Below are 24415 nucleotides of genomic sequence, written 5' to 3'. Positions count from 1 at the left end.
AGGGGATAAAATGAATAATAAATATGATTTAATAATTATAGGAGCTGGTCCAGCAGGTATATTTACCGCTTTAGAAACAACTAAATTAAAGCCAGAAGCAAGTATATTAATAATAGATAAAGGAAGAAGTATAGACAGAAGAAAGTGCCCTGCTAGAACTATAGGAAAGTGTGTAAACTGTGAGCCTTGTGGCATAACCTTTGGTTGGTCGGGTGCAGGTGCTTTTTCAGATGGTAAGCTTTCTTTAAGTCCAGAAGTTGGGGGAAGAATATTAGAGTATTTTTCGGAAGAAGAATGTAATAAACTTATAAAATATTGTGATGATATATATTTAGAATTTGGTGCAAATGAAAAGGTGTATGGATTAAATACTGAGAAAACAGATAAAATAAAATATGAAGCTAGTAAACATAATATTCGTCTTGTAGAATGTCCAGTTAGGCATTTAGGAACAGAACTTGCCTACAATGTCCTAAGAGATATGTATCATCATCTTATAAATAATACAAATACCCATTTTAGTGAACTAACAGAAGTGAAAGAATTTATTATAGAAGAAAAGGAAGTTAAAGGAATAGTTTTACAAAACAAAGAAGGTAAAAAAGAAATAAAAGCAGATTATGTAATAGCAGCACCAGGAAGAGGTGGAGCTGAGTGGCTTACTGAACAGGCTAAAAAGAACAGCTTAAAAACTACTAATAATGCAGTAGACATAGGAGTTAGAGTGGAAGTACCTAACTCTGTAATGGATCATTTAACTAAGGATTTATACGAAGCAAAGCTTGTGTATTACTCAGATACTTTTGAAAATAAAGTAAGAACCTTTTGTATGAATCCTGGTGGAGTTGTTTCAGAAGAGCATTATGATGGAAATATAGCAGTAGTTAATGGCCATAGCTATTCAGAAAAAGAACTAAGAACAGACTATACAAATTTTGCTGTACTAGTATCTACAACATTTACAGAACCGTTTAATCAACCAATAGATTATGGTAAATATATTGCGCAATTAGGAAACATGTTAACAGGTGGAGGAATAATGGTTCAAAGATTGGGTGATTTATTAAATGGAAGAAGAACTGATTCTTCAAGATTAAAAAAATCAACTACCATACCAACACTATCCTATGCAGTGCCAGGAGACTTAAGTTTTGTTCTTCCTCAAAGACATTTGACTTCAATAGTTGAAGCCTTAAAAGCTTTTGATAAAATTGCACCAGGGCTTTATAGCAAAAATACCTTATTATATGGTGTAGAAGTAAAGTTTTATTCTAGTAAATTTGAAACAAATAATAGATTTGAAACTTCTGTAAGGAATCTATATACCATAGGCGATGGAGCGGGAATAACAAGAGGGCTTATGCAGGCTTCAGTAACGGGAGTTGTTGTTGCTAGGGATATAGCAAGCAAAATGTAAAAAAAGTTGATTTTATAGGTATTGTATATTGAATAGAGTAGATAATAAAGATATACTTGAAACATAATAAATTTTAAATTATAATATAGTTAATAAAGTATACTAAATCAATACAGTTTATTAACTATAAATATTAACCAAAGGAGAGGTTGAAAATTATGCAAATAAATAAAGATATGACTATAGGTGAAGCTATGAGAATAAAGCCAGAAGCAGCAGAAGTTTTAGCTAGCTTCGGAATGGGTTGTGTATTCTGCCCATCAGCTCAAGGGGAAACTATTGAACAAGCGGCAATGGTTCACGGACTTGACTTAGCTAAGTTATTAGAAGCATTAAATAAATAATAAAAGAGAGGTTTATAGAATATTCTATAAGCCTCTTTTTTATTGAAATTAAAATACAAATTTCCCTTCTATATTTTTTGAAAAGTTTAAATATTTTAAAAACAATAGAAGGAATTTTTTGAAATCTGACGAATATAATTAGTTAGAGAGATAGTTCACAATGTAAACTAACTAATTAGGAGGTAAAAACTTGAGAAGCGTTGGGCTTGATATTGGAGGAACTAATATTAAGGGGGTGGTAATAGATAATGATGGAAATATACTAAGTAGTTATGAGAGAAAAAGCAATTATCATGAAAAGGATTACATGAAAAATATTGAGGGAATTATTCAAGAATTACTAGATTATTGTGGCAATGAAATAGAAGGTATTGGAATCGGAGTACCTGGAATTGTAGATAATGAAGAAGGAAAAGTAATTGTATGTCCAGCATTATCATGGAAAGATGTATATTTAAAAAAGCATATAGAAAATAAATTTAAAATAAAAACTATCATTGAAAATGATGTTAATTCATGGACCATTGCAGAGAAGTATTTTGGGTGTACAAAGAATTTTAAAGATTTCGTTATGATAACTATAGGTACAGGAATAGGATGTGGCATTTATATAAACAACAGTATTTATAGGGGGAATACCTTTGAATCAGGTGAAGTTGGATATTTACCATTAGGACTAGATGCTTATAACCGGCAATATTCAACGGAGGATTTTGGGTATTTTGAGAGTAATGCTTCGGCTAGTTCGGTAGGAATAAAGTATAAGTTAAAGACAGGAAGAACTTTAGGATGCAAGGAAATATTTGAAAGGGCAAGGAAAGGAGAGAAAGTAGCCTTAGAGGTGGTAGAAGAGATATATAATTATTTAGGATTAGGCATAGGAGCTATAAGCTGCATTATAAATCCTGGAAAAATTGTTATAGGAGGAGGAATGGCAAACGAAGGAGAAGAGTTTATATATCAGGTTAGCAAAAATGTAAATAAACTTATTCCATTTAGTACATCAATAGAACTTAGTAAAACTGGACAATATGGCGGAGCTATGGGAAGCGCTCAATTAGTTTTTTTACAAAGTTAGTAAGTTAACTTAACAAACTAACAGGTCTATAATAATTTATTATATAATTTTAGGAGGTAAAAAATGAATAAAAAAGTATTATCAATTCTTCTAACTGGGATAATGACAGTTTCATTAGCATTTACTGGATGCAGTAACTCTAAGAGCAAAGAGGCCAACAACCCTAAAAAAGAAAATGAGCAAGTTACTATCGAATACTGGCAGTATTTCTATGAACCTAAAGTTAAGCTAATGGATAAATTGATTGAGGATTTCCAAAATAAAAATCCTAATATTAAGGTAGTTCAAAAACACTTTCCTTACGATGCGTATCAGCAAAAAGTTACAGCAGCAGTATCTACTGGAACAGGACCAGATATAATAAATTTATATTATGGTTGGCTTCCTAAGTTTGTAAAGGCAAATGCACTACAACAACTTCCTGAAAAAGACTTTCCAGCAGACATGATTGAAAAAGAATTTGCTCCAATGGTAAAGGTTAATAAACTGGATGGCAAATATTATGCAGTACCAACTGCCGTAAGAACCATGGCCCTCTTTTGGAATAAAGATATATTTAAAGCAAATGGTTTAGACCCAGAAACCCCACCAAAGGATTTAAAGGAATTGGTGGAAATGGCGAAGAAATGTACATTAAGAAAAGATGGAAATCTTGAAATAGAAGGATTGACATTCCAACCAACAGGACAACTTCATAGCTGGTTTAGACCAATATTACTTACTCAATTTGGACAACAACCTATAAGTGACGATAATAAAAAAGTTTTGTGGAATGCTTCAGAAAATGGATATAAAGCTTTTGAATTTTTAGTAGATTTAGTAAGAAAAGAAAAGGTTGGAGAAAACAACTTCTTCACAGATGACTCTACAGCATTTATAAATGGAAAAGCTGCATTACACATAGATGGTTCTTATCGTTTAAGTGGTATAGCTAAACAGGCGCCAAATTTAAATTATGGAGTAGCTCCACTTCCAGAGCATAATGGAAAACAAATATCCTTTGGTTCTTTCTGGACAAATGGTATAACTAGAAATGCTCAAGGTGCAAAACTAGAAGCTTCAGTTAAATTTCTTCAATACTTGACATCAGCAGAGGTTATGAAAGAGTGGACAAAGGAAACTGGAGAAATTGGTGCTAGAGTATCATTAGTAAATGACCCAGAAATGTTAAAAGTTCCTAACTTAGAAGTATTTATTAAACAGTTACCAGTAGCAGAATCTTATTTCTATGTTGATGAAGGTGCGGATAGAAAAGCTTTAATCGATGCTATAGATCAAGTTTTATTAAATAATCAAGATCCTAAGAAAGCCTTAGATGATGCCGTAGTTCAAGTTCAAAAGATACTTGATGAATATTGGAAATAATAATATATATAAACCCCATGTGAATACATGGGGTTTATATACAAGGAGGATGACGGTATGAAATTAACTGTAAAGGGCAGACAAGCCATGTGGGCTTATATTTTTATTTCACTTCCATTGCTATTTTTTATATTAATAAGAATAGCACCAACACTATTTGCTTTTAACATAAGCCTACATCAATGGGATATGTTATCTCAAGAAAGACCCTTTGTATTTTTAGATAATTTTAAAATCTTATTTAAAGATAAGATATTTATAAAGGCAATGTCAAATACAGTTAAGTATGTATTTGTAGGAGTTCCTATTCAACTTGCAATAAGTTTAAGCATTGCTCTTTTAATCAACAAACTTACTAAAGGAGCTAGTATATTTAGAACTATATACTTTCTACCTTACGTAACTTCTACTGTTGCCGTTGCTTGGGTATGGAGATGGATGTTTATGAAACAGGGCGGAGTTATAAATAAGCTTATAATTTCCTTTGGAGGAATTGCTCAGCCCTTCCTAGATAGTACTCAGCAAGCAATTTACGTTATAATTGCAAATGTAATTTGGCAGAGTATAGGCTTTAATACGATAATCTTCATCGCTGGACTTAAACAAATTCCCCAAACTTTCTATGAAGCTTCTAGTATTGATGGTGCAAGTCATTGGACCCAGTTTTGGAAAATTACCCTTCCTCTTTTAAATTCTACTGTAATATATTTAGTTGTAATGGGTACCATTCAAACACTACAGGTATTTACCCAGGTATTCAATATAACTGGAGGAGGGCAAGGGAATCCAGGAGGGCCAGTAAATTCTACTTTGAGTTTGGTTCTATATATATATCAGCTTGCCTTTACCAATTATAAAATGGGACTTGCTAGTGCAGCAACTGTAATATTATTTATAATAATAATACTCATAACTATTATTCAGTTAAAATTCCTAACAAAGAAAATTGAGTACTAGAAGGAGGTAAATATATGAATAAGAGAAGGATTCCAATTACAACTATAATATTCCTCTGTATTGGTGGAATAGCTATGGTGTTTCCATTTCTATGGATGTTTAGTACTTCTTTGAAAAGTGGAGTTGATATATACAATATCTCACTCATACCTAAAAGAACTACTCTTGAGGCTTATAAATATGTAATAGAAAATACTAAGTTTTTAACCTGGTTTAAAAATAGTTTCATTATAGCTTCTATTACAACAATTTCAGTACTATTCTTTGATACCTTAGTAGGATATGCTTTTGCTAAACTTGAATTTAAAGGAAAGAACGCCTTGTTTTTAATAATATTATCTACATTAATGGTACCAACGGAAATGCTTATTATACCATGGTATATGATGGTGAATGAACTTGGATGGTTTAATAGCTACTGGTCTTTATTATTTCCTGGGCTATCCTCAGCCTTTGGGATATTTTTAATGAAACAATTCTTTGAGGGAGTACCAAACGACCTTCTTGAAGCAGCAAGAATAGATGGATTATCGGAGTTCGGCATATTTTGGAGAGCAGCAGTACCTTTAGTAAAGCCAGCTATCTCTGCTTTGGCAATATTCACTTTTCTAGGTAACTGGAATGCATTTTTATGGCCTGTAATTGCTGTGGATAGTCCAGATATATACACACTACCTGTGGGACTCGCACTTTTTTCAGGAGAAGCTTATAATCAGTGGAATTTAGTTATGGCAGGAGCCACAATAGCTACAATACCTATATTAATTGTATTCTTTATATTCCAAAAGAGAATTATAGATGGAATACATTTAACAGGATTAAAAGGTTAGTTAGGAGGATTGCAAATGAACTTTAAGATAGTTGACTCGCATGTTCATTTTGATGTAAAGGGCTATGAGATAACCACTATAAGAGAGGACTATATAGAAAAGTATGGGGAAGAAAAATACAAGAGAATACAACAAATGAATAAATATCAAAGTGAAAAATGGAGAGAAGCTTGGGGTTTTCCAGAACCATTACCAACTTTAGATAAGATAGAGGATACTGCAAAATTATGGATTGATGAAATGGAGAAGAATAATATAGAAAAAATGATTTTTCTCACAGGAGGAGGGAATGAAACCTTAAGTGGTATAGTGAAGCAATATCCTGATAAATTTGTAGGATATGCTCATCATAACCCTTTTATAAAAAATTCTCCTGAGATATTAGAAAGAGCAATTACTGAAGAAGGTTTAAAGGGATATAAGATTTTAGCCCCAGGACTTCATGGAAAGTTAGACGATGAATCTTTAGAACCATTATGGAATAAAGCTGAAAAACATAGGATACCAATACTTATACACTTTGGAATATTGGGAGGGGCAGGTGGCATAGCCAATGATTATAATATAAATCCCATGGTGCTTCATGATGTAATAAGATCACATCCAGATATACCATTTATCATTCCTCATTTTGGATGTGGACAGACAGAGTCTCTATTACAATTGGCTTGGGTATGTCCCAATGTATATGTAGATACTTCTGGTAGTAATCAGTGGACAAGATGGATGCCATATAATTTGACTGTAAGAGATTTGTTTAAAAAGTTCTATGAAACTATAGGACCTAATAGAATTATATTTGGAACGGATTCACAATGGTTCCCAAGAGGTTTTGTGAAAAAATATTTTGATGACCAAGTGAAGGATTGCGTAGAGTTAGGTATGGGAAAAGATGAAATCAAAAATATATTTAGAGATAATATATTAAATTTACTAAACTTAGTTAAATAAAGAATAGGTGAAATTATGGAAAAAGGATATATGGATATAATTGAAAAAGAAATAAAGATGACTTTAGGATGTACTGATCCAGGAGCGGTGGCCTATGCTTTAGCCTACGCTGCTAAAGAGCTAGAAGAAGAGGTACTAGAAATAGAATTGAAATTAAGCAAGAGTTTATACAAAAATGCTCTTTCTGTAGGTATACCTTATTTAAAGAAAAGCGGTATACATTATGCAGCTCTTTTAGGAGCTATAATTAAGAAACCAGAAAATAAATTAGAAGTTTTAAAGGATGTTGATGAATTAACTTTAAAAATCCTAGATGATTGGATAGATAAGGTGAAGATAATCGTAGATTATATAGAAGACGTTCAGCCTTTATACTTAGAAGCTAGTTGTGTTGGAGAAACAAAAACGGTTAAAGTTATATTAAAAGATGATTATGATAATATATATCAGGTTTATAAAAATGGTAAACTTACATTTGAAAATAATATAACGCAAGATAAATTAGATGACTGCGTATCATTAGATTTATTAGATATATATAATTACTCTATAAACTTAAATAAAGAAAATGAAGAAAGTATATTATATTATGAAAGTATTAATAAAAAAGTTATAGATAGTGGTAAACATTTAAATGCTATAGAAAATACCCCATTAGAAGATGCCTTGGTTAGAATAGGAAGGAAATATGTATATGAAGCTTGCAGTAAGAGAATGGCAGGAGAAAGGGTACCAGTTCTTAGTTTATGGGGAAGCGGAAATTTAGGTCTTACTAGCATGTTATCTGTATCAGGTATGTGCGATTTTATTAATGTGGATGATACTGTGAGGAGTAGGGCCTTAACATTGTCTATTTTAACAGCTATTTGCATAAAGAGTAAAATGAATAGAGTTACTATCGTTTGTGGCACTGCTATAGCTGGTGCCGCAGGGTCAGCTGCAGCTACTGTATATCTACTGGGAGGAGATTATAATGATATAATAGCTGCTATAAATTCATTAATAACTTCATCCTTTGGAATACTATGTGATGGTGCCAAGGATAGTTGTGCTATGAAAACAAGTTTAGCCGTTTCTAATGGGATTATATGTGGAATTGAAGCATTAAAGGGGAATAAAATAGAAGCTGGCAGAGGAATAATTCATAAGGATATAAATAAAACTTTCTCGTATATGGGATATATAAATAATAATGGAATGAATCAGGTAGATAATATTATATTAGACATAATAAAAAAGGTATAGAAGGCAGGAAAATAATATGATAAAAGCAACAAAAGCAATACCAGAGTTATTAAAAGAGATGAATAAAAAAACAATACTATCATTGATAGCAAAGCAAAAAGTTATTTCAAGGGCTGAAATTTCTAATATAACTAGGGTTAGCAAAGCTACGGTATCGTCCATTGTAGAAGAGTTATTAAAAGAAAATATTATATTAGAACAAGGTGAAGGTCTTTCTACAAAGCAAGGTGGAAGAAAGCCTATTAATTTAGCTTTTAATCCAACAGCTGGTTATATTGTTTCAGTGGATATTGGAGCATATAAATGTTTAATGGCTATTTGTGACCTTTGTGGAAATATACTTTATAAAAATTTAATTATAGTAAAACAATCAACCCAGACTTTAGATAAAATAATTACCTCCCTTAAGGAACTTATAGAGAAATCTGGCTTAAAGGAAAAAATTTTAGGAATAGGAATTGGGATACCCGGGATAACCGATATAAAAAACGGAATAGCTATATCTGTGCCTGAACTGGCATGGAATGAAATTCCCATAAGAGATATTTTTGAGAAAGAATTTGGGGTTAATGTATTTTTAGATAATAACGTAAACATGGCATTACTTGGAGAAAAGTGGCTGGGGAATGGAAAAGAATATAGGAATTTTGTATTTATAAGCATAGGTCACGGCATTGGTGGGGGAATTATGATTAATAATAAAATATATAGAGGTAATAACTATACAGCAGGAGAATTTGGATATTTGGTTTTATCAAAAGAAGCTTTAAATATGAAGAAATTTACTTTAGATCAATATGGATATTTTGAAAGTGTAGCTTCAGGAAGTGCAATTGAAAAGAGGGTACAAATCACGGCTAAAGAGGTTTTTGAAAATGCCTCAAATGGAGATATAGCAGCTGAAGAACTTTTAAATGAAATGATAGATTATTTAAGTATGGGAATAAGTAATATAATAAGTGTATTAAGTCCAGAAGGCGTTATTATAGGGGGAGGAGTTTCAAAGGCAGGAGAGCAACTGCTAAGACCATTAAAAGAAAGAATAGGTAAACTATCACCTTTTAATAGTAACATACAACTATCATTTCTTGGAGATGAAGCGGGCGTCATTGGATGTGCGGCTACAGTATTAACTAATAAGTGCGGTATTAATTTATAGGGAGTTGATTTTATGTGCATGAAAGAACATGTAGAAAAAACTGATGGAACCACTTTCCCAGGAAAAACCTTTGCAGATGCTGTATTAAGGCCTGTATTTAATATACAAAGAGAATATTATTATAAGCCTTTTATAAAAATAAGTAAGGCTCATGTAGTTATGCTTTATGAACAAAAAATTATAGACTTGAATGAAAGCAAAAAACTAATTGAAGGTTTAAATGAAATAGAAAAAAAGGATTTTTCGGCAGTAGAATACAATACTAGTTATGAAGATATGTTTTTTACTGTAGAAAGTAAATTAGAAGATATAATAGGTGAAGACGTAGCAGGAAGACTTCACATAGCAAGAAGTAGAAATGATTTGGATATTTGTGAATTTAGAATGGTACTTAGGGTAAAGGTTATAGAAATAATGGAGAGATTAAATAATTTCAGAAAGGTTTTACTAAATCTGTCCAAGGAACACATAGAAACGGTAATGCCAGCCTATACTCACACTCAACCAGCTCAACCTACAACTTTAGCACACTATCTTTTGGCCTTTTACGATTCTTTATCGAGAGATTATGAAAGAATAAAAAAAGTCTATGAAAATATTAACCTCTCTCCCATTGGTGCAGTAGCAATAACTACTACAGGTTTTCCCATTAACAGAGAAAGAATGTGCGAGTTATTAGGTTTTAATGATGTGATTGAGAATTCCTATGATTGCATAGCGGGTTCTGATTATCTTATGGAGTTAGCGTCCACTCTTATGATACTTAATACAAATATGTCAAAGCTTATAAAAGACACCTTAGATTTTTGTACAAAGGAATTTAACGCATTTTACTTAACAGACCCATATGTACAAAAGAGTAGTATTATGCCACAAAAAAGAAATCCATCTTCACTAGAACATACAAGGCCCATGGCAAGTGCGGCAATAGGAGAAGCTAACTGTGTATTTAACATGCTCCATAATACTCCTTTTGGAGATATTGTAGATACAGAAGAACAACTTCAACCTCATCTTTATAAATCTATAGAAAATACTATAAAAGTTTTAAATATATTTACATCAGTTTTTGCTACTATGAAAGTAAATAAAGATTTGCTTCTTAATAGATCAAAGGAGGGCTTCATAACTGTTACAGAGCTGGCGGACACCTTGGTTAGAGAAAAGGGGCTTTCCTTTAGGAAGAGTCATAAAATAACAGCATCTATCGTAAAACACCTAATCAATAATAATTTAAGTATTGGTGATATTACTCCAGAAATACTTGATGAGCTAGCCCAAGAGGTAGGAGTACAGGAGCTTAATATTTCACCGCAGGATATATCTAAGGCTTTAGATCCAGTAAATTTCGTAAATATAAGAAAAGTTACTGGCGGGCCAGCCCCTGAGGAAACAAGGAGAATGTTAGAAAATAGAGAGATTAAAATTAAGGAAGATATAGATTTTTACAGGGAAATTTCAAAGGATTTAGAAGATAGTGAGAAAATTCTTGGAGATACTGTAAATAACTTGCTGTTAATAGGCATTTAAAAATAAAAAGATGTGTACAAACTTAGAGTTGTCACATCTTTTCTGTGTCCAGAAAAATTACAGATTCTTTCCAACAATGTATCCGCTACTCCAGGCCCACTGAAGATTGTATCCTCCGCAATCGCCATGTACATCAAGAATTTCTCCAGTAAGATATAAATTAGAAACTATTTTAGATTGAAGATTAAAAGAATCTACTTCTTTTGTATCTACTCCTCCACAGGTAATTTGCGAATTATTAAAGGAATTTGTATCGCACACTGTAAATTGCCAATGCTTTAATAAAGTTATTATATTATTTTTTTCTTCCCAAGAAAGTTGATAACAAGGTTTGTGAATGTCAAATACATTACATTCTTTTAATATAATAGGTATAAGTTTCTTATTTATTATACCTATTAAGGACTCGCTTATGGTTCTATAATTAAATAGTCCCCAGTGGTTTTCTAAAAAATCCTTTAAATCTTCCATAGAAATATGTGGATTCATATCTACTACTAAGCTTACAATTTTCTTTTCATAAAGAGCTCTTGATAGGTGGCTGCTAAGTTGCAATATTGGGGGACCAGATATACCGTAATCTGTAAATAAAATTTCACCTATTTCTTCCCTAACTAAAGAGCCCTCAATAAAAGCTTTAACGTTACCATCAAACTTAATACCAGACAGTGCTTTTAATTTATCATGCTTTAATTTCAATTGAACTAAGCCAGGAACAGGAGCTATGATTTTATGACCAAGAGACTTTGCAAGAGAGAATCCAGATCCGTCAGAGCCCGTATTTGGAGCGGATTTTCCACCGCAGCTTAAAACTAATTTATTACAGGTAAATATTTTGTCGTCAGAAGTATGTATTTGAAAAATTTTATTAATTTTATTAACTTTAGTTACTTTTAAACTTAAGTATAGTGGTATACTTCTTTCGTCAATGGCCAGTCTAAATATATCTAAAACTGAAGAGGCTTGCAAAGATGAAGGATACATTTTGCCATCATCTAATTCTATAGTTGGAAGCCCTAATGAGTAAAAAAACTCTATAGTTTTTTCCAAATTAAAATCCTCAAGAGTATCTTTAAAAAAATCTTTATTATAACTGTAATATCTTAAATCATTTATAAATCTATTTGTAATGTTACATCTACCATTTCCAGTGGTTAAGATTTTCTTTCCTATTCTATCATTACCTTCTATTATAGCTACATCCAAGCCTCTATCCTTTGCAACAATGGAGGAAACTATTCCAGAAGCACCTGCACCAATTATTATAATATCATGGAACAATGCCATCTCTCCTTTTAACATATATATTAATTATAATTATATACAAAAAGTATATATAATTGCGAGGGATAAGTATATAATATAATTAAAATATTAATAAAGGAGAGGGATTTTATGAATGCTCAAGAATTATTAAATTTTGACAATTGGGTAGTTGTAGGAGACGTTTTAAATGAAGAGAAATATGCATATAGGATATTAAATAAATTAGTGGATTTTGATTTTAATGCTAAGGGAATTAGTCCTAGTAGTAGAAACGAAGAAGTATATAAATCATTGAAAGAAGTTCCGTATAAAATTGATGTAATTGACCTATGTATAAACCCTTTAAAAGGAATAGATATAGTAAAAGAAGCCCATGAACTGGGAATAGATAAGGTATTAATACAACCAGGTGCTTCCAGTGAGGAAATACTGGATTTTTGTAAAGAAAGTGGTATTACAGCAATAGAAGGGTGTGCCTTAGTAGAGCTTTCCTACTACAACAGAAAGACGAGGTAAGTAGTGGAATGTTAACAATTTATGCCGTATCAGACTCCATTGGAGAAACAGCAGAACAAGTTGCAAAAGCTACTGCTAGGCAGTTTAATGAAAAAATAATAGTAAAGAGAGTAACTTATATAAAGAACTTTGAGTCTGCAGAAGAATTTTTGAGTAAAATAGAATGTAACAAAGACATAATGATAATAAACACAATAGTGTTAGTAGATGTGAGAGAGTTTTTAATAGAAAGATGTGTGGAAAAAGGTATAGCTATAATAAATATATTAGGGCCGGCTATTAATACTGCTTCTAGAATTTTAAATAAGATTCCAGAATATAAACCTGGAGCGGTAAGAAATATGGACGATACCTATGATAAAAAGATAGAAGCTATGGAATTTGCTATGCAATATGATGATAGTAAGGACCATAAAGGTGTAAAGCTTGCAGATGTAGTATTGATTGGGCTATCGAGGACGTCTAAAACGCCATTATGCATGTATTTGGCTAATAAGGGAATAAAAGCTTTAAACATACCACTTATGCCAGAGATTCCACTGCCAGAAGAAATTTTTGAAATAGACAGTAAAAAGATAATAGGACTCACTATAGATCCTATAAGACTAATGGAGATTAGAAAACATAGAATGGATAAGTTCTCAAGAATTATATCTCCGGACTTGCAATATGCAAATGGTGAGAGGGTATTGGACGAATTAGAATACGCTGATAGAATAATGAAAAGACTTAGATGTAAAGTTATAGATGTGACCAATAGAGCTATAGAAGACACGGCTTTGTTAATAATGGAGTCAATTGGATACGGTGGTGTAAAAGATTACTAATTTAAGTTTATCAAATTATAAAAGGGGCTGAAGGCTGAAAAAGCAATAGTTTAGCCCTTTTTTATAAAAAACAAAAAAAGTTTTAAAAAAACAGTTGACACTTTAGTTAATATCTTGTATTATTATCTATGTTAGGTGGCACTGATCAAGTGTGCCGATTGTAAGGCCCCTTGGTCAAGCGGTTAAGACACCACCCTTTCACGGTGGTAACACGGGTTCGAGTCCCGTAGGGGTCACCATTATATAATGTGGGCGCATAGCTCAGCTGGGAGAGCATCTGCCTTACAAGCAGAGGGTCACAGGTTCGATCCCTGTTGTGCCCACCACATTTTTTATGGCCCAGTGGCTCAGTTGGTTAGAGTGCCGGCCTGTCACGCCGGAGGTCGAGGGTTCGAGTCCCTTCTGGGTCGCCAATAAAAATTTAAAAATAGAATAAGGCCCCTTGGTCAAGCGGTTAAGACACCACCCTTTCACGGTGGTAACACGGGTTCGAGTCCCGTAGGGGTCACCATTTATAATGTGGGCGCATAGCTCAGCCGGGAGAGCATCTGCCTTACAAGCAGAGGGTCACAGGTTCGATCCCTGTTGTGCCCACCACATTTTTTTTATGGCCCAGTGGCTCAGTTGGTTAGAGTGCCGGCCTGTCACGCCGGAGGTCGAGGGTTCGAGTCCCTTCTGGGTCGCCATATGCTGGCATGGCTCAACGGTAGAGCAGCTGACTTGTAATCAGCAGGTTGTAGGTTCGATTCCTATTGCCAGCTCCAATAAAAAACATACACCATTAGGTGTATGTTTTTTTTATCTTCTTTTAGTTGTATTCAATTTAACTCTAATATCCTCTCCAAAAAACTTACATAAAGTAAAGTTACCAAACAATCTTGAAGTGGTTCTTTCAGAATAGTTTTTCAACATAAACTCTATAGAAAAGTTGGTGGATATTATCATTTTCTTTCTCTTTAGAAGCTTAGTGTTTAATAAATTAAAAAGCTCTACTTTAGAAAATTCATTTAAAGGTTCTGTACCTAAATCATCTATTATTAATAAATCACAGTCAATTAATAAATTTTCTAAATCCTCTTCACCACCAAATCTAGATTGCTTTATATCTTTTATTAAATCTACAGCTGTTTTATAAATTACCATATAGCCTCTGTCTAGTAATTCTTTAGCTATACAGCTGGCAAGGAAGCTTTTTCCTGTGCCAGAATCACCAAAAAACAAAAGGTTTTCTTGTGATGAGGAAAAGTTCTCTATAAATGACCAAGATAAATCAGCAATTTTTTCTAAGTTTTTACGAGGACTTTCAGGCTCATTAGGGCTCTTAATATCTGAGAAGTAATGGTAAGTAAAATTAGAGAAGTTATTTCTTTCAAGCATATTACTTAACTCAGAATTTTTATAAAGAACTTTAACAAGTATTTGTTTATAGCACTGACACTTATCTCTTCCTATAAAGCCTGTATCCTTACACTTATCACAATTATAATGAAAATCTAGGTAATCTATGGGGTAGTTTCTAGAAACTAATAGCTCAGATTTTCTCATCCTTAAATCAGTTATTTCTTCCTTTGTATTTTCAATAATTTTATCAATGTTATCTTTTTTCCTTAATATATTCAAGGATAAATCTATTGAAAGTTTGGCAATTTTATTTTCAATAGTAATTACTTCAGGAATTAGATTTTTAATTTCTTCACGTCTTTTTTCTAGGGATTTTACTGCTTCATCCCTTAAATTCTCGTATATTTTTACGACTTCTTCTCCATGTCCTTTAAGCATTATTATCCCATCCTAATAATTTTTTTTCTAATTCATCGAAATCATAGCTTCGCTGATCATAGTTATTAAAGCTATCTAATTTTGGTTTAAAGTTATTATTGCTTTTATAGGATTTTTTATTATCTTTTTTATCCACATCTTCTATGGATTTAATCCCATCCTTAAACCAGCTATTTAAAATTCCATCTATATACTTAAAATCTGCCTTGTTTATTCTTTGAAAACAAACATCGCAAGCCCTAAATATTACATCTAAAGGAAAGTTATAGGTAGAAAGCCATTTTGTAAGTAACTCTTCTTGAGGCTTCATAACTTCTGCATCTTTTATTCCTATATAGCTTAATATCTTTCTGATATTTACCCACTTATCTTCATGCTTTTTGATAAAGCTTTGAGCATCTTCTATGGTGTAAATTTTTGAATCGTGCCATGATATAGCTACCATTTCTATATATCTAGAGTCTGTTTTACCTTTAGAGGCACAATATTGAATTAATAGTAGTATTATCTCAGGAGGGAAATTATAGTCCTTAATCCATCCTATATACATAGTCATTTCTTTAGTAGATAAAGGTCTTCCTAATAATTTTTCAATATCTTGAAGCATATCTTTAGTAGAATTATTATTTAATTCTTGTAATAAATTTATATCTTCGTTTGAAGAAACATTACTTTCATTTAAATCCATAAATTCTATAGAAAAGTTACCCATATTATCCACAGGAATCATTTTAACAACGCCTTCTTCATTCCAATAAGACCAAGCGTTTAATACATCGGTTTCTAATAAATGAAGAGTACCAGCCATAATAGATGAATTTACTCCTAATTCTCCTGATACGCAATATTTTAACCCTAACAAATATACCTTAACAAACTCTCCTCTGGCTCGTGGCATATGTTTATCTATAAATACATTATTTACGGGAGTATAATTCAAATTTTTATCTTTAAATATGAAAGTACTCACAAAAACACCCCCTATATTAATTATTACATCATTTAATTATAGCAAAGTATATATCTTATCTCAATAAAGCATTTTATCAAATTATATTATAAAATTGTAAAAATTGCATAGAATAGATAAAGGTGTTTTTTTACACTAAATATGTATCATTGTAAAGGGGAGTAATTATGAGAAAAATTAGGAAGGGAAATTCGATAATATTACTATTAACGTTAGTGCTAACAATAATATTAATGAGCATTATAAATAGTACATATAAGGTAAATAGAACTGTCCAGTCTCATAAAATAGCAAATGAGGATGTGATTAATAAGGAGGCTATAATAGTAAAGTCCGATGGTGTTAAGGTGGCAACACTGCAGAGTGAAGAAGATATAAGTGCATTATTAGAAATAATAAAGGAAGAGAGTATAAAAAATAGTAATATGACAAAGGTAAATGAGGTTATTTTAAATAATAAAATAACCTACTACACTGATATAGTAAGTGAAGATGAAATAAGAGAACCAAAGTATTTTGCATACAATATAATAAATGGTCATGATGATGTTTGGAGTATAAGCTTTACTGTTAAAGGGGAAAAGGCTAAGGACAGCAATCCTGTATTGTCTAGAGGAACTATCTCATCCACCTTTGGAATGAGATGGGGAAGAATGCATAAAGGAATTGATATTGCAGCACCTAAAGGTACACCAATTCACGCTATACTTCCTGGAAAAGTAATATTTTCAGGATGGGAGAGTGGGTACGGATATGTAGTAAAAATAGAAGATGAAGAGGATAGGATTACTATATATGGTCACTGCAGCAAACTTTTTGTGAAAAAAGGAGAGATAATTAAAGAAGGAGATAAGATTGCAGAAGTGGGAAGTACAGGAAATAGCACGGGGCCTCACTTGCACTTTGAGGTAAGAATTAAAGGAGAACCAGTAGATCCTTCTAACTATATAAAATAATTTAAAAAGCCTTAATACTGATAGCTTTAGTATTAAGGCTTAAATCTTTCGGCAAACTTTCGTAAATTAGCACTTTACTAAATTAGCATACTAAAGTATAATAAAAAACATATTATAAATTAAGGAGGAATGACACATGAAAAAGAAGTTGTTGGGGGTTATGGCAGTGTTTTTTACTTTAGCTTTATCACTAGGGGGATGCGGTAATAGAAGTAGTAATGAAGATAACTCCTTAGAGGAAATCAAAAAAAGAGGGGAATTTATAGTAGGGTTAGATGATACTTTTGCTCCTATGGGATTTAGAGATGAAAAAGGTAATATTGTAGGTTTAGATATAGATCTAGCAAGTGAAGTAGGAAAGAGAATGGGAGTTAAAGTAGTATTTAAGCCAGTAGATTGGAACGGAATAATAGGAAGCTTAAATAATGGTGATGTAGATATTATTTGGAATGGACTTAGTATATCGGATAAGAGGAAGGAACAGATAGGTTTTACAAAGGAGTACATTGTTGATGGACAAGCTATTATGATTCAAAAGGACTCTACAATAAAAAACAAGAAAGATTTAGCAGGCAAAATAGTAGGTATACAAATGGGAAGTACCAGTGAAGATGCTATAAATTCAGAACCAGAAGTTATGAAAACTTTTAAGGATGTTAAGAGATATGCAAATTATGCAGAAGCTTTGATGGATTTAGGTAATGGGAGAGTTGAGGCTGTTGTTATAGATGAAATAGTAGGAAGATATTATATGACTAAAAAACAAGGTGCATTTAAAGTTTTAGAAGACAACTTTGGAGAACAACCAATGGGAGTAGGAGTAAGAAAAACTGACGAATCCTTTAGAAAAGAAATAGATAAAATATTAGATGAAATGAAAAAGGATGGAACCACTGCAAATATATCTAAGAAGTGGTTAGGAGAAGACTTAATAGTTAAATAGGAGTAGGTAAAAATGGCCAAACTATATAATACTACATTATTTATAATAAAGGGAAGTAATATAACTATAAAATTATTTTTAATAGTAATTATGCTATCCATTCCCTTAGCAATACTACTGTCATTAATAAAGGTTTCAAAGAATAGGGTAGGGAGAGTAATTATAAGCATATATACCTGGATTTTTAGGGGAACGCCCTTGCTTATACAGTTGTTTTTTATATACTTTGGTGTACCCTACTTGGGTTTTAGAATAAGTAGATTTAATGCAGCTATTATAACCTTCACTTTAAATTATGCCGCATATTTAACAGAAAATTTTAGAGGAGCTATTCAATCCATAGATAAAGGACAATACGAAGCATCAAAAGCCTTAGGAATGAATAATTATTATACAATGACTAGAGTTATTATTCCCCAGGCAATTAGAAGAGCAATTCCTTCTACTTGTAACGAAGCTATAAGCCTAGTAAAAGATACAGCCTTAGTAGCAATCATAGGAATGGAAGAAATACTAAGAGCGGCAAAAGAAATAATGACTAGGGATTTTACGCTATTGCCTTTTTTAATAGGAGGCATAGTGTATCTGATTATTGGAGCTGTCATTATATTCACCTTCAAAAGAATTGAAGTTAGATATTCTTATTATGAATGATTTTTTGTAAATTTCTACGAAGTTTTTATTATAGAAATTCCGTAGAAATTTTTTTCGTCTACTATTAACTAAGGCAGTAGTTCAAAGAAATAATTGACAAATACTCCTAGAAAGGATATACTTTGACTATCAAACTATTTGAATATCAAAAAAAGATAAGGGGGAGATCTTATGAATATATCTCCTTTGCGCATTGGTAATTTGGAAGCTAAGGTTCCTATTATCCAAGGTGGCATGGGTGTAGGAGTTTCACTTTCAGGTCTTGCTTCAGCAGTAGCTAATGAAGGTGGAATTGGAATTATATCAGGAGCTCAAATTGGATTTAATGAAAAGGATTTTGAAACTAATAGCAAGGAAGCTAATATAAGAGCTTTAAGGAAAGAGATAAGAAGGGCTAGGGAACTAAGTCCTTTTGGAATAATAGGTCTTAATTTAATGGTAGCCATGAATAATTACGATGAAATGGCTAGAGTAGCAGTGGAGGAAGGAATAGATGTAATAATATCTGGAGCTGGTCTTCCTAAAAATTTACCTGATTTAGTTAAAGAAAGTAAAACTAAAATAGCTCCAATTGTTTCATCAGGTAAAGCTGCAAAAATAATGTGTAAGCATTGGAATGATAAATATAATCATCTTCCTGATTTTATTGTAGTGGAAGGACCTGATGCTGGAGGGCATTTAGGATTCAACTATGATGAACTTAGAGAAGAAAAAAATCAAAGTTTAGATGAAATATTAAAAGATGTAATAGAAGAGGTTAAATTATTTGAAGAAGAATACGGAAAGAAGATTCCTGTAATTGCAGCAGGTGGAATATATACAGGGTCAGATATTGTAAAATATTTAAAGCTAGGAGCAGCTGGAGTTCAAATGGCTACAAGGTTCATTTGTACTGAAGAATGTGATGCTCATATTAATTTTAAAAAGTGTTATTTAGAATGTAATGAGGAAAATATAGATTTAATTAAAAGCCCTGTAGGTCTTCCAGGAAGAGCTATAATTAATGGCTTCATCAGAGAAATTCAGGATAATAGAAGAGATATTAATAAATGCTATGGTTGCTTAAGAAAATGTAATCCTAAAACTACTATATATTGCATATCGAAAGCTTTAATTAACTCAGTTAAAGGAAATGTAGAGGATGGACTTTTATTTATAGGAAGTAAAGGATATAAAATGAAGGATATTATAACTGTAAAACAGTTGATAAAAGAGTTAATTGAGGAAGTGAAAATTTGTGAGTAAATCAATAAATGTATTGAATGAACTTTTAGTGGATATATTTAATGATATCTTAACTATTGAACAAAATGCATTACAAAGTGGAGAATTTAAAGATTTATCCGTAACAGAAATGCATACTATTGAAGCCATAGGTCTTTATAGTAAGAGAACTATGTCTGAGGTGGCTATGGACTTAAAGATTACCGTAGGAACTTTAACCACAGCAATAAACAACTTAGTAAAAAAAGGTTACGTTGAAAGAAATAGATGTGAAAAAGATAGAAGAATTGTTTATATAAGCTTAACTAAAAGGGGAAAGCTAGCTTATAGAATTCATGAAAAGTTTCATAAGGATATGGTAAAGGAAACAATTTCAGGATTATCGGAGAAGGAAGAAGAGGTATTGATAGACTCTCTTGAAAAGTTAAATGAATTTTTTAAGAGTAAATACAACTTAGATGATAATAAAAAGGAGATTTAATCATGGTGGAAGTACAGATAATAGGAACTGGTAGCTATCTACCTGAAAGGGTATTAACCAATGAAGAAATATCAAAGGTAGTAGAAACCGATGATGAATGGATAAGAAGCAGAACAGGTATAGGAGAAAGAAGAATTAGCACTGGAGAGAATACTTCAGATATAGCGGCTAAGGCAGCTTTTGCAGCTTTAGAAAATGCCGATTTAACTCCAGAGGAAATTGACTTAATTATAGTAGCTACAGCAACTCCTGATTGTTATACTCCGGCTACTGCTTGTATTGTTCAAAATATTATAGGTGCAAAAAATGCAGTTTGTTTTGATATTTCAGCAGCTTGTTCTGGTTTCATATATGGCTTAAACATTGCTGAGCAATTTTTAAGAGGTGGATCTATGAAAAATGCTTTAGTAATAGGAGCAGAAACTCTCTCAAAAATATTGGACTGGAATGATAGAGGAACCTGCGTACTTTTTGGAGATGGAGCTGGAGCGGCTGTTGTTAAGGCAGGAAAAGAAAAGGGTATACTAGCAAACCATATGGGTTCCGATGGAAGAGGAAGCAACTTATTAAAATGTAATGCTGCCCCTGTGGAAATAAATAATCCTATATTAAGAAAAGAAGTACTTGGAGATAGAGTCACTGGTTCTACAGGATATTTATTTATGGAAGGAAAAGAAATATTTAAGTTTGCAGTTAAAGTTATGGAAGAAACCATAGAAAAACTTTTGGAGAAGGCAAAGCTAAATATTGATGATATAGACTATATAATACCTCATCAAGCTAATTTAAGAATAATAGACTATACCATTAAAAAACTAAACATAGATAAGGAAAAATTCTATGTTAATCTTCAAAACTACGGGAATACATCTGGAGGAAGTATACCTATAGCGTTAGATGAAATGAATAAAAAAGGATTATTAAGAAAAGGCCAAAACATACTTATGGTTGGTTTTGGAGGAGGACTTACCTGGGGAGGAACCTTAGTTAAGTGGAGTAAATAATATTTAATTTTAGGAGGAAAAAACATGATATTTGAAAAAATAAGAAATATAATTTGTGAGCAATTAGGTGTAGAGGAAGAAAAGGTAACTTTAAATACTTCTTTTGAAGATTTAGGAGTAGATTCTTTAGATTTATTTCAAATTGTTATAGAAATTGAAGAAGAGTTTAATATACAAATAGAAGAACCAGAAGCTATAAAAACTGTAGAAGATGCGGTTAATTTTGTTCAAGAGAGAGCTGCTGAATAGGGGGAACAATATGAATAAAAATATATTTTGTGACATGGTAGGAATAAAGTATCCCATAATTCAAGGAGCTATGGCGTGGATTGCGGATAGTTCTTTAGCTTCTGCAGTATCAAATGCAGGAGGATTAGGTATTATAGCAGCAGGTACTGCGCCAGTAGAAATGGTAAGAGAAGAAATTAGAAGAACAAAGACTTTAACAGATAAGCCTTTTGGTGTAAATATAATGCTATTAAGTCCTCATGCAGAAGAGCTAGCAAGGATGGTTTGTGAAGAAGGAGTAAAAGTAGTTACCACAGGAGCAGGAAACCCAGGAAAGTATATTCCTATGTGGAAAGAACATGGAATTAAGGTTATACCAGTAATTCCATCTGTAGCCCTTGCTAAAAGAATGGAGAGAGCAGGAGCAGATGCGGTTGTAGCAGAAGGATGTGAGGCTGGTGGACACATTGGAGAATTAACTACCATGGCACTTCTCCCTCAAGTAGTAGATGGTGTAACCATACCTGTTATAGCAGCAGGAGGAGTGGGGGATAAAAGAGGAGTAGTTGCTGCTTTTGCTTTAGGTGCAGCAGGGGTTCAAGTAGGAACAAGATTTTTGGTAGCTAAAGAATGTACTGTTCACCAAAATTATAAAGATAAGATTATTGCTTCTAAAGATATAGATACGGTAGTAACAGGAAGAAGTACAGGTCATCCAGTTAGAGTTTTAAGAAATAAATTAACTAGACAATTTCAGTTATTAGAAAAAGATAACACACCGCCTGAAAAGTTAGATGAATTAGGAAAGGGAGCTTTAGTTAAGGCTGTTAAAGAAGGAGATGTTGATAACGGTTCTTTAATGGCAGGGCAAATAGCTGGTCTTATATGTAAGGAACAAAGCTGTGAAGAAATAATTAAAGACATGTTTGACTTAAATGATGTTTTAAATAAATTATGTAAGATAGAGGAGTAATTTATGGAGAATAAAAAAATTGCTTTTATATTCCCAGGCCAAGGGTCACAATATGTAGGTATGGGAAAAGAGCTTTATGAAAATTTTCCTCAGTTTAAAGAAGTATTTCAAAGGGCAGATGAATTATTAGATTTCAGTATAACTAATATGTGTTTTGAAGGTGAAGAAGAGGAGTTAGGAAGAACTGAAAACACTCAACCTGCTATTTTAGCTCATAGCATAGGGACTTTAAGAATAATAGAAAGTTATGGTATAAAGCCTAGCCTTGTAGCTGGTCTAAGCCTAGGTGAGTATTCAGCTCTTGTTTGCAGCGGAAGATTAGATTTTGACGATGCTATTACTTTAGTAAGAAAAAGAGGAAGGTTTATGGAAGAGGCAGTACCAAAGGGAATAGGTGGTATGGCTGCAGTTCTTGGCTTGAATGAAGAAAAGATATATGAAGTATGTAAAGAGGCATCAGGTTTAGCTGTAGTTGAACCAGCAAATTTTAATTGTCCAGGACAAATTGTTATTGCCGGAGAAGTAAATGCATTGAAAAGTGCCTGTGATATTGCTCTAAAAAAGGGAGCATTAAAGGCAATTCCTCTTAATGTGAGTGGCCCATTTCATAGCTCTATGCTCTTTAAGGCAGCAAATAAGCTAGAGGAAGAATTAAAAGAAATAGAATTTAAAGATTCTCTAATACCGCTTATAACAAATGTTACAGGAGATTACTTGGAAAAGTATCATATAAAAGATACTTTAAAGAAACAAGTTATGTCCTCAGTGAAGTGGGAGCAATCTATAAATAGGATGTTGGAAGATGGAATAGAAACATTTATAGAAATTGGTCCAGGAAGAGCATTAAGTGGTTTTGTAAAAAAGATAAATAGAAAAGCGGAAGTTTACAATGTGGAAGATTTAAAGTCCTTAGAGAAAATGTTAATTGGAGTTGAGAATAGAAATGGAAAATAAATTATTAGAAGGAAAGACTGCTGTGGTTACTGGTGGTTCAAGAGGAATAGGAAAAGGAATAGCACTTAAACTTGCAGAGCTGGGTGCAAATGTAGTTATAAATTATAGAAGTAGCGCAAAAGCGGTAGAAGAAGTAATAAAGGAAATAGAAGCGCAAGGTGTTAAGGCAATTGCCATTCAAGGAGATATAAGTAACTTTAAAGAAGCAGAAAATATAATAAAGGGAACCATAGAAAATTTTAAGACTATAGATATTCTAGTTAATAACGCAGGTATTACTGCAGATGGTCTTATAATGAGAATGAAGGAAGAAGATTTTGATAATGTGGTTCAAGTAAATTTAAAGGGAGCCTTTAATTGCATAAGACACGCTTCTCCCTATATGGTAAAGCAAAGAAGTGGAAAAATAATTAATATATCTTCCGTAGTAGGCATTACAGGAAATGCAGGTCAGGCTAATTATGCTGCAGCAAAGGCAGGGATTATAGGACTAACTAAATCTGTAGCTAGGGAGCTTGCTTCCAGAGGAATAAATGTAAATGCTGTTGCACCGGGATTTATTCAAACAGATATGACAGAGGTATTATCTGATAAAGTAAAGGAAGGAACTCTTGCTAATATTCCACTAAAGAAATTTGGGAATTGTGAAGATATAGCAGAACTTGTAGCTTTCTTAGCTTCAGATAAGGCTTCTTATATTACAGGGCAAGTTATAAATGTGGATGGTGGAATGGTTATATAGTAATAACCTAAAATTTAAAGAA

The 24415-nt window shown here is 32.4% G+C and carries 25 protein-coding genes and 7 tRNA genes; 29 read left to right on the top strand and 3 right to left on the bottom strand.

What is annotated here, in order from left to right; translation table 11 throughout:
• The first annotated feature begins 10 nt into the window (after positions 1-10).
• From ABDZ69_RS11730 to argH, 10 genes are all read left to right on the top strand, one after another.
• Positions 11-1417 (top strand): NAD(P)/FAD-dependent oxidoreductase, encoded by a 1407-nt coding sequence (locus tag ABDZ69_RS11730; RefSeq protein ID WP_343769850.1) that lies wholly within the window; start codon positions 11-13, stop codon positions 1415-1417.
• A 158-nt stretch (positions 1418-1575) separates the two neighbouring features.
• Entirely contained in the window at positions 1576-1761 is a 186-nt protein-coding gene (locus ABDZ69_RS11725; RefSeq protein WP_343769848.1) for a DUF1858 domain-containing protein, read from the top strand.
• A gap of 190 nt (positions 1762-1951) precedes the next feature.
• A complete protein-coding gene (locus ABDZ69_RS11720) occupies positions 1952-2839 on the top strand; it encodes an ROK family protein (RefSeq protein ID WP_343769846.1) in 888 nt (295 codons plus the stop codon).
• A 63-nt stretch (positions 2840-2902) separates the two neighbouring features.
• Positions 2903-4204 carry an extracellular solute-binding protein gene (locus ABDZ69_RS11715; protein WP_343769844.1) on the top strand — a complete coding sequence of 434 codons (1302 nt, stop codon included), beginning with the start codon at positions 2903-2905 and terminating at the stop codon, positions 4202-4204.
• A gap of 57 nt (positions 4205-4261) precedes the next feature.
• Complete coding sequence (locus ABDZ69_RS11710) at positions 4262-5161, top strand: carbohydrate ABC transporter permease (RefSeq protein ID WP_343769842.1); 900 nt, start codon at positions 4262-4264, stop codon at positions 5159-5161.
• A gap of 14 nt (positions 5162-5175) precedes the next feature.
• Positions 5176-5991: a carbohydrate ABC transporter permease gene (locus tag ABDZ69_RS11705; RefSeq protein WP_343769840.1), complete on the top strand. Its 816-nt coding sequence runs from the start codon at positions 5176-5178 to the stop codon at positions 5989-5991.
• Positions 5992-6006: 15 nt separating this feature from the next.
• Positions 6007-6942, top strand: a complete 936-nt coding sequence (locus ABDZ69_RS11700; protein ID WP_343769838.1) for an amidohydrolase family protein — start codon at positions 6007-6009, stop codon at positions 6940-6942.
• Positions 6943-6957: 15 nt separating this feature from the next.
• Positions 6958-8187, top strand: a complete 1230-nt coding sequence (locus ABDZ69_RS11695; protein WP_343769836.1) for an L-serine ammonia-lyase, iron-sulfur-dependent, subunit alpha — start codon at positions 6958-6960, stop codon at positions 8185-8187.
• A 16-nt stretch (positions 8188-8203) separates the two neighbouring features.
• On the top strand, positions 8204-9346 hold the full coding sequence (locus ABDZ69_RS11690; protein ID WP_343769834.1) for an ROK family transcriptional regulator: 1143 nt from the start codon (positions 8204-8206) through the stop codon (positions 9344-9346).
• Positions 9347-9358: 12 nt separating this feature from the next.
• Positions 9359-10876: an argininosuccinate lyase gene (argH, locus tag ABDZ69_RS11685; RefSeq protein WP_343769832.1), complete on the top strand. Its 1518-nt coding sequence runs from the start codon at positions 9359-9361 to the stop codon at positions 10874-10876.
• Positions 10877-10933: 57 nt separating this feature from the next.
• Here argH and ABDZ69_RS11680 read toward each other — a convergent pair whose 3' ends face one another.
• Positions 10934-12157, bottom strand: a complete 1224-nt coding sequence (locus ABDZ69_RS11680) for a BaiN/RdsA family NAD(P)/FAD-dependent oxidoreductase (protein WP_343769830.1) — start codon at positions 12155-12157, stop codon at positions 10934-10936.
• Between the two features lie 114 nt (positions 12158-12271).
• Between ABDZ69_RS11680 and ABDZ69_RS11675 the strand changes: the two genes are divergently transcribed.
• From ABDZ69_RS11675 to ABDZ69_RS11635, 9 genes are all read left to right on the top strand, one after another.
• Complete coding sequence (locus tag ABDZ69_RS11675; RefSeq protein ID WP_343769828.1) at positions 12272-12658, top strand: CoA-binding protein; 387 nt, start codon at positions 12272-12274, stop codon at positions 12656-12658.
• Positions 12659-12666: 8 nt separating this feature from the next.
• Positions 12667-13485 (top strand): pyruvate, water dikinase regulatory protein, encoded by an 819-nt coding sequence (locus tag ABDZ69_RS11670; protein ID WP_343769826.1) that lies wholly within the window; start codon positions 12667-12669, stop codon positions 13483-13485.
• 164 nt (positions 13486-13649) lie between these two features.
• Positions 13650-13724: transfer RNA gene (locus tag ABDZ69_RS11665), tRNA-Glu, on the top strand.
• Positions 13725-13735: 11 nt separating this feature from the next.
• Positions 13736-13811, top strand: a tRNA-Val gene (locus ABDZ69_RS11660).
• Positions 13812-13821: 10 nt separating this feature from the next.
• Positions 13822-13898: transfer RNA gene (locus ABDZ69_RS11655), tRNA-Asp, on the top strand.
• Positions 13899-13921: 23 nt separating this feature from the next.
• Positions 13922-13996, top strand: a tRNA-Glu gene (locus ABDZ69_RS11650).
• Positions 13997-14006: 10 nt separating this feature from the next.
• Positions 14007-14082: transfer RNA gene (locus tag ABDZ69_RS11645), tRNA-Val, on the top strand.
• A 12-nt stretch (positions 14083-14094) separates the two neighbouring features.
• Positions 14095-14171: transfer RNA gene (locus ABDZ69_RS11640), tRNA-Asp, on the top strand.
• Positions 14172-14174: 3 nt separating this feature from the next.
• Positions 14175-14249: transfer RNA gene (locus tag ABDZ69_RS11635), tRNA-Thr, on the top strand.
• A gap of 34 nt (positions 14250-14283) precedes the next feature.
• On the opposite strand, the gene ABDZ69_RS11630 is transcribed toward ABDZ69_RS11635, so the two are convergent.
• On the bottom strand, positions 14284-15264 hold the full coding sequence (locus ABDZ69_RS11630; RefSeq protein ID WP_343769825.1) for an ATP-binding protein: 981 nt from the start codon (positions 15262-15264) through the stop codon (positions 14284-14286).
• Positions 15257-16234 carry a DnaD domain protein gene (locus ABDZ69_RS11625; RefSeq protein WP_343769823.1) on the bottom strand — a complete coding sequence of 326 codons (978 nt, stop codon included), beginning with the start codon at positions 16232-16234 and terminating at the stop codon, positions 15257-15259. The genes ABDZ69_RS11630 and ABDZ69_RS11625 overlap by 8 nt, the downstream gene beginning before the upstream one ends.
• Before the next feature lie 167 nt (positions 16235-16401).
• Here ABDZ69_RS11625 and ABDZ69_RS11620 point away from each other — a divergent pair, with 167 nt between their 5' ends.
• The 10 genes from ABDZ69_RS11620 (at position 16402) to fabG (ending at position 24393) form a co-directional block, all read left to right on the top strand.
• Complete coding sequence (locus ABDZ69_RS11620) at positions 16402-17190, top strand: M23 family metallopeptidase (protein ID WP_343769822.1); 789 nt, start codon at positions 16402-16404, stop codon at positions 17188-17190.
• Positions 17191-17326: 136 nt separating this feature from the next.
• A complete protein-coding gene (locus ABDZ69_RS11615; protein ID WP_343769821.1) occupies positions 17327-18133 on the top strand; it encodes an amino acid ABC transporter substrate-binding protein in 807 nt (268 codons plus the stop codon).
• Between the two features lie 12 nt (positions 18134-18145).
• Positions 18146-18787, top strand: coding sequence for an amino acid ABC transporter permease (locus tag ABDZ69_RS11610; RefSeq protein WP_343769820.1), 642 nt, complete (start codon positions 18146-18148; stop codon positions 18785-18787).
• Between the two features lie 171 nt (positions 18788-18958).
• Entirely contained in the window at positions 18959-20032 is a 1074-nt protein-coding gene (locus ABDZ69_RS11605; protein ID WP_343769818.1) for an NAD(P)H-dependent flavin oxidoreductase, read from the top strand.
• Positions 20025-20492, top strand: a complete 468-nt coding sequence (locus tag ABDZ69_RS11600; RefSeq protein ID WP_343769817.1) for a MarR family winged helix-turn-helix transcriptional regulator — start codon at positions 20025-20027, stop codon at positions 20490-20492. Before ABDZ69_RS11605 ends, ABDZ69_RS11600 begins: the two co-directional genes overlap by 8 nt.
• A gap of 2 nt (positions 20493-20494) precedes the next feature.
• On the top strand, positions 20495-21496 hold the full coding sequence (locus tag ABDZ69_RS11595) for a beta-ketoacyl-ACP synthase III (RefSeq protein WP_343769815.1): 1002 nt from the start codon (positions 20495-20497) through the stop codon (positions 21494-21496).
• A gap of 24 nt (positions 21497-21520) precedes the next feature.
• Positions 21521-21745: an acyl carrier protein gene (acpP, locus tag ABDZ69_RS11590; RefSeq protein WP_343769813.1), complete on the top strand. Its 225-nt coding sequence runs from the start codon at positions 21521-21523 to the stop codon at positions 21743-21745.
• Positions 21746-21755: 10 nt separating this feature from the next.
• On the top strand, positions 21756-22697 hold the full coding sequence (gene fabK / locus ABDZ69_RS11585; protein WP_343769812.1) for an enoyl-[acyl-carrier-protein] reductase FabK: 942 nt from the start codon (positions 21756-21758) through the stop codon (positions 22695-22697).
• 3 nt (positions 22698-22700) lie between these two features.
• On the top strand, positions 22701-23651 hold the full coding sequence (gene fabD / locus ABDZ69_RS11580) for an ACP S-malonyltransferase (protein ID WP_343769810.1): 951 nt from the start codon (positions 22701-22703) through the stop codon (positions 23649-23651).
• Positions 23641-24393: a 3-oxoacyl-[acyl-carrier-protein] reductase gene (gene fabG / locus ABDZ69_RS11575; RefSeq protein WP_343769808.1), complete on the top strand. Its 753-nt coding sequence runs from the start codon at positions 23641-23643 to the stop codon at positions 24391-24393. Before fabD ends, fabG begins: the two co-directional genes overlap by 11 nt.
• The last annotated feature ends 22 nt before the right edge of the window (positions 24394-24415 follow it).

This window comes from Clostridium malenominatum, from assembly GCF_039521365.1.
GTDB classification, from domain to species: Bacteria; Bacillota; Clostridia; order Clostridiales; family Clostridiaceae; genus Clostridium_AW; species Clostridium_AW malenominatum.
The sequence above is the reverse complement of the archived record's forward strand: the minus strand, read 5'-3'. Positions and strand labels throughout refer to the sequence as shown.

Coding starts and splice junctions, on each gene's coding strand:
- ABDZ69_RS11730 (WP_343769850.1), top strand. CDS start 11: ATGAATAATAAATATGATTTAATAATTATAGGAGCTGGTCCAGCAGGT.
- ABDZ69_RS11725 (WP_343769848.1), top strand. CDS start 1,576: ATGCAAATAAATAAAGATATGACTATAGGTGAAGCTATGAGAATAAAG.
- ABDZ69_RS11715 (WP_343769844.1), top strand. CDS start 2,903: ATGAATAAAAAAGTATTATCAATTCTTCTAACTGGGATAATGACAGTT.
- ABDZ69_RS11710 (WP_343769842.1), top strand. CDS start 4,262: ATGAAATTAACTGTAAAGGGCAGACAAGCCATGTGGGCTTATATTTTT.
- ABDZ69_RS11705 (WP_343769840.1), top strand. CDS start 5,176: ATGAATAAGAGAAGGATTCCAATTACAACTATAATATTCCTCTGTATT.
- ABDZ69_RS11700 (WP_343769838.1), top strand. CDS start 6,007: ATGAACTTTAAGATAGTTGACTCGCATGTTCATTTTGATGTAAAGGGC.
- ABDZ69_RS11695 (WP_343769836.1), top strand. CDS start 6,958: ATGGAAAAAGGATATATGGATATAATTGAAAAAGAAATAAAGATGACT.
- ABDZ69_RS11690 (WP_343769834.1), top strand. CDS start 8,204: ATGATAAAAGCAACAAAAGCAATACCAGAGTTATTAAAAGAGATGAAT.
- argH (WP_343769832.1), top strand. CDS start 9,359: ATGTGCATGAAAGAACATGTAGAAAAAACTGATGGAACCACTTTCCCA.
- ABDZ69_RS11675 (WP_343769828.1), top strand. CDS start 12,272: ATGAATGCTCAAGAATTATTAAATTTTGACAATTGGGTAGTTGTAGGA.
- ABDZ69_RS11670 (WP_343769826.1), top strand. CDS start 12,667: ATGTTAACAATTTATGCCGTATCAGACTCCATTGGAGAAACAGCAGAA.
- ABDZ69_RS11630 (WP_343769825.1), bottom strand. CDS start 15,264: ATGCTTAAAGGACATGGAGAAGAAGTCGTAAAAATATACGAGAATTTA.
- ABDZ69_RS11620 (WP_343769822.1), top strand. CDS start 16,402: ATGAGAAAAATTAGGAAGGGAAATTCGATAATATTACTATTAACGTTA.
- ABDZ69_RS11615 (WP_343769821.1), top strand. CDS start 17,327: ATGAAAAAGAAGTTGTTGGGGGTTATGGCAGTGTTTTTTACTTTAGCT.
- ABDZ69_RS11610 (WP_343769820.1), top strand. CDS start 18,146: ATGGCCAAACTATATAATACTACATTATTTATAATAAAGGGAAGTAAT.
- ABDZ69_RS11605 (WP_343769818.1), top strand. CDS start 18,959: ATGAATATATCTCCTTTGCGCATTGGTAATTTGGAAGCTAAGGTTCCT.
- ABDZ69_RS11595 (WP_343769815.1), top strand. CDS start 20,495: ATGGTGGAAGTACAGATAATAGGAACTGGTAGCTATCTACCTGAAAGG.
- acpP (WP_343769813.1), top strand. CDS start 21,521: ATGATATTTGAAAAAATAAGAAATATAATTTGTGAGCAATTAGGTGTA.
- fabK (WP_343769812.1), top strand. CDS start 21,756: ATGAATAAAAATATATTTTGTGACATGGTAGGAATAAAGTATCCCATA.
- fabD (WP_343769810.1), top strand. CDS start 22,701: ATGGAGAATAAAAAAATTGCTTTTATATTCCCAGGCCAAGGGTCACAA.
- fabG (WP_343769808.1), top strand. CDS start 23,641: ATGGAAAATAAATTATTAGAAGGAAAGACTGCTGTGGTTACTGGTGGT.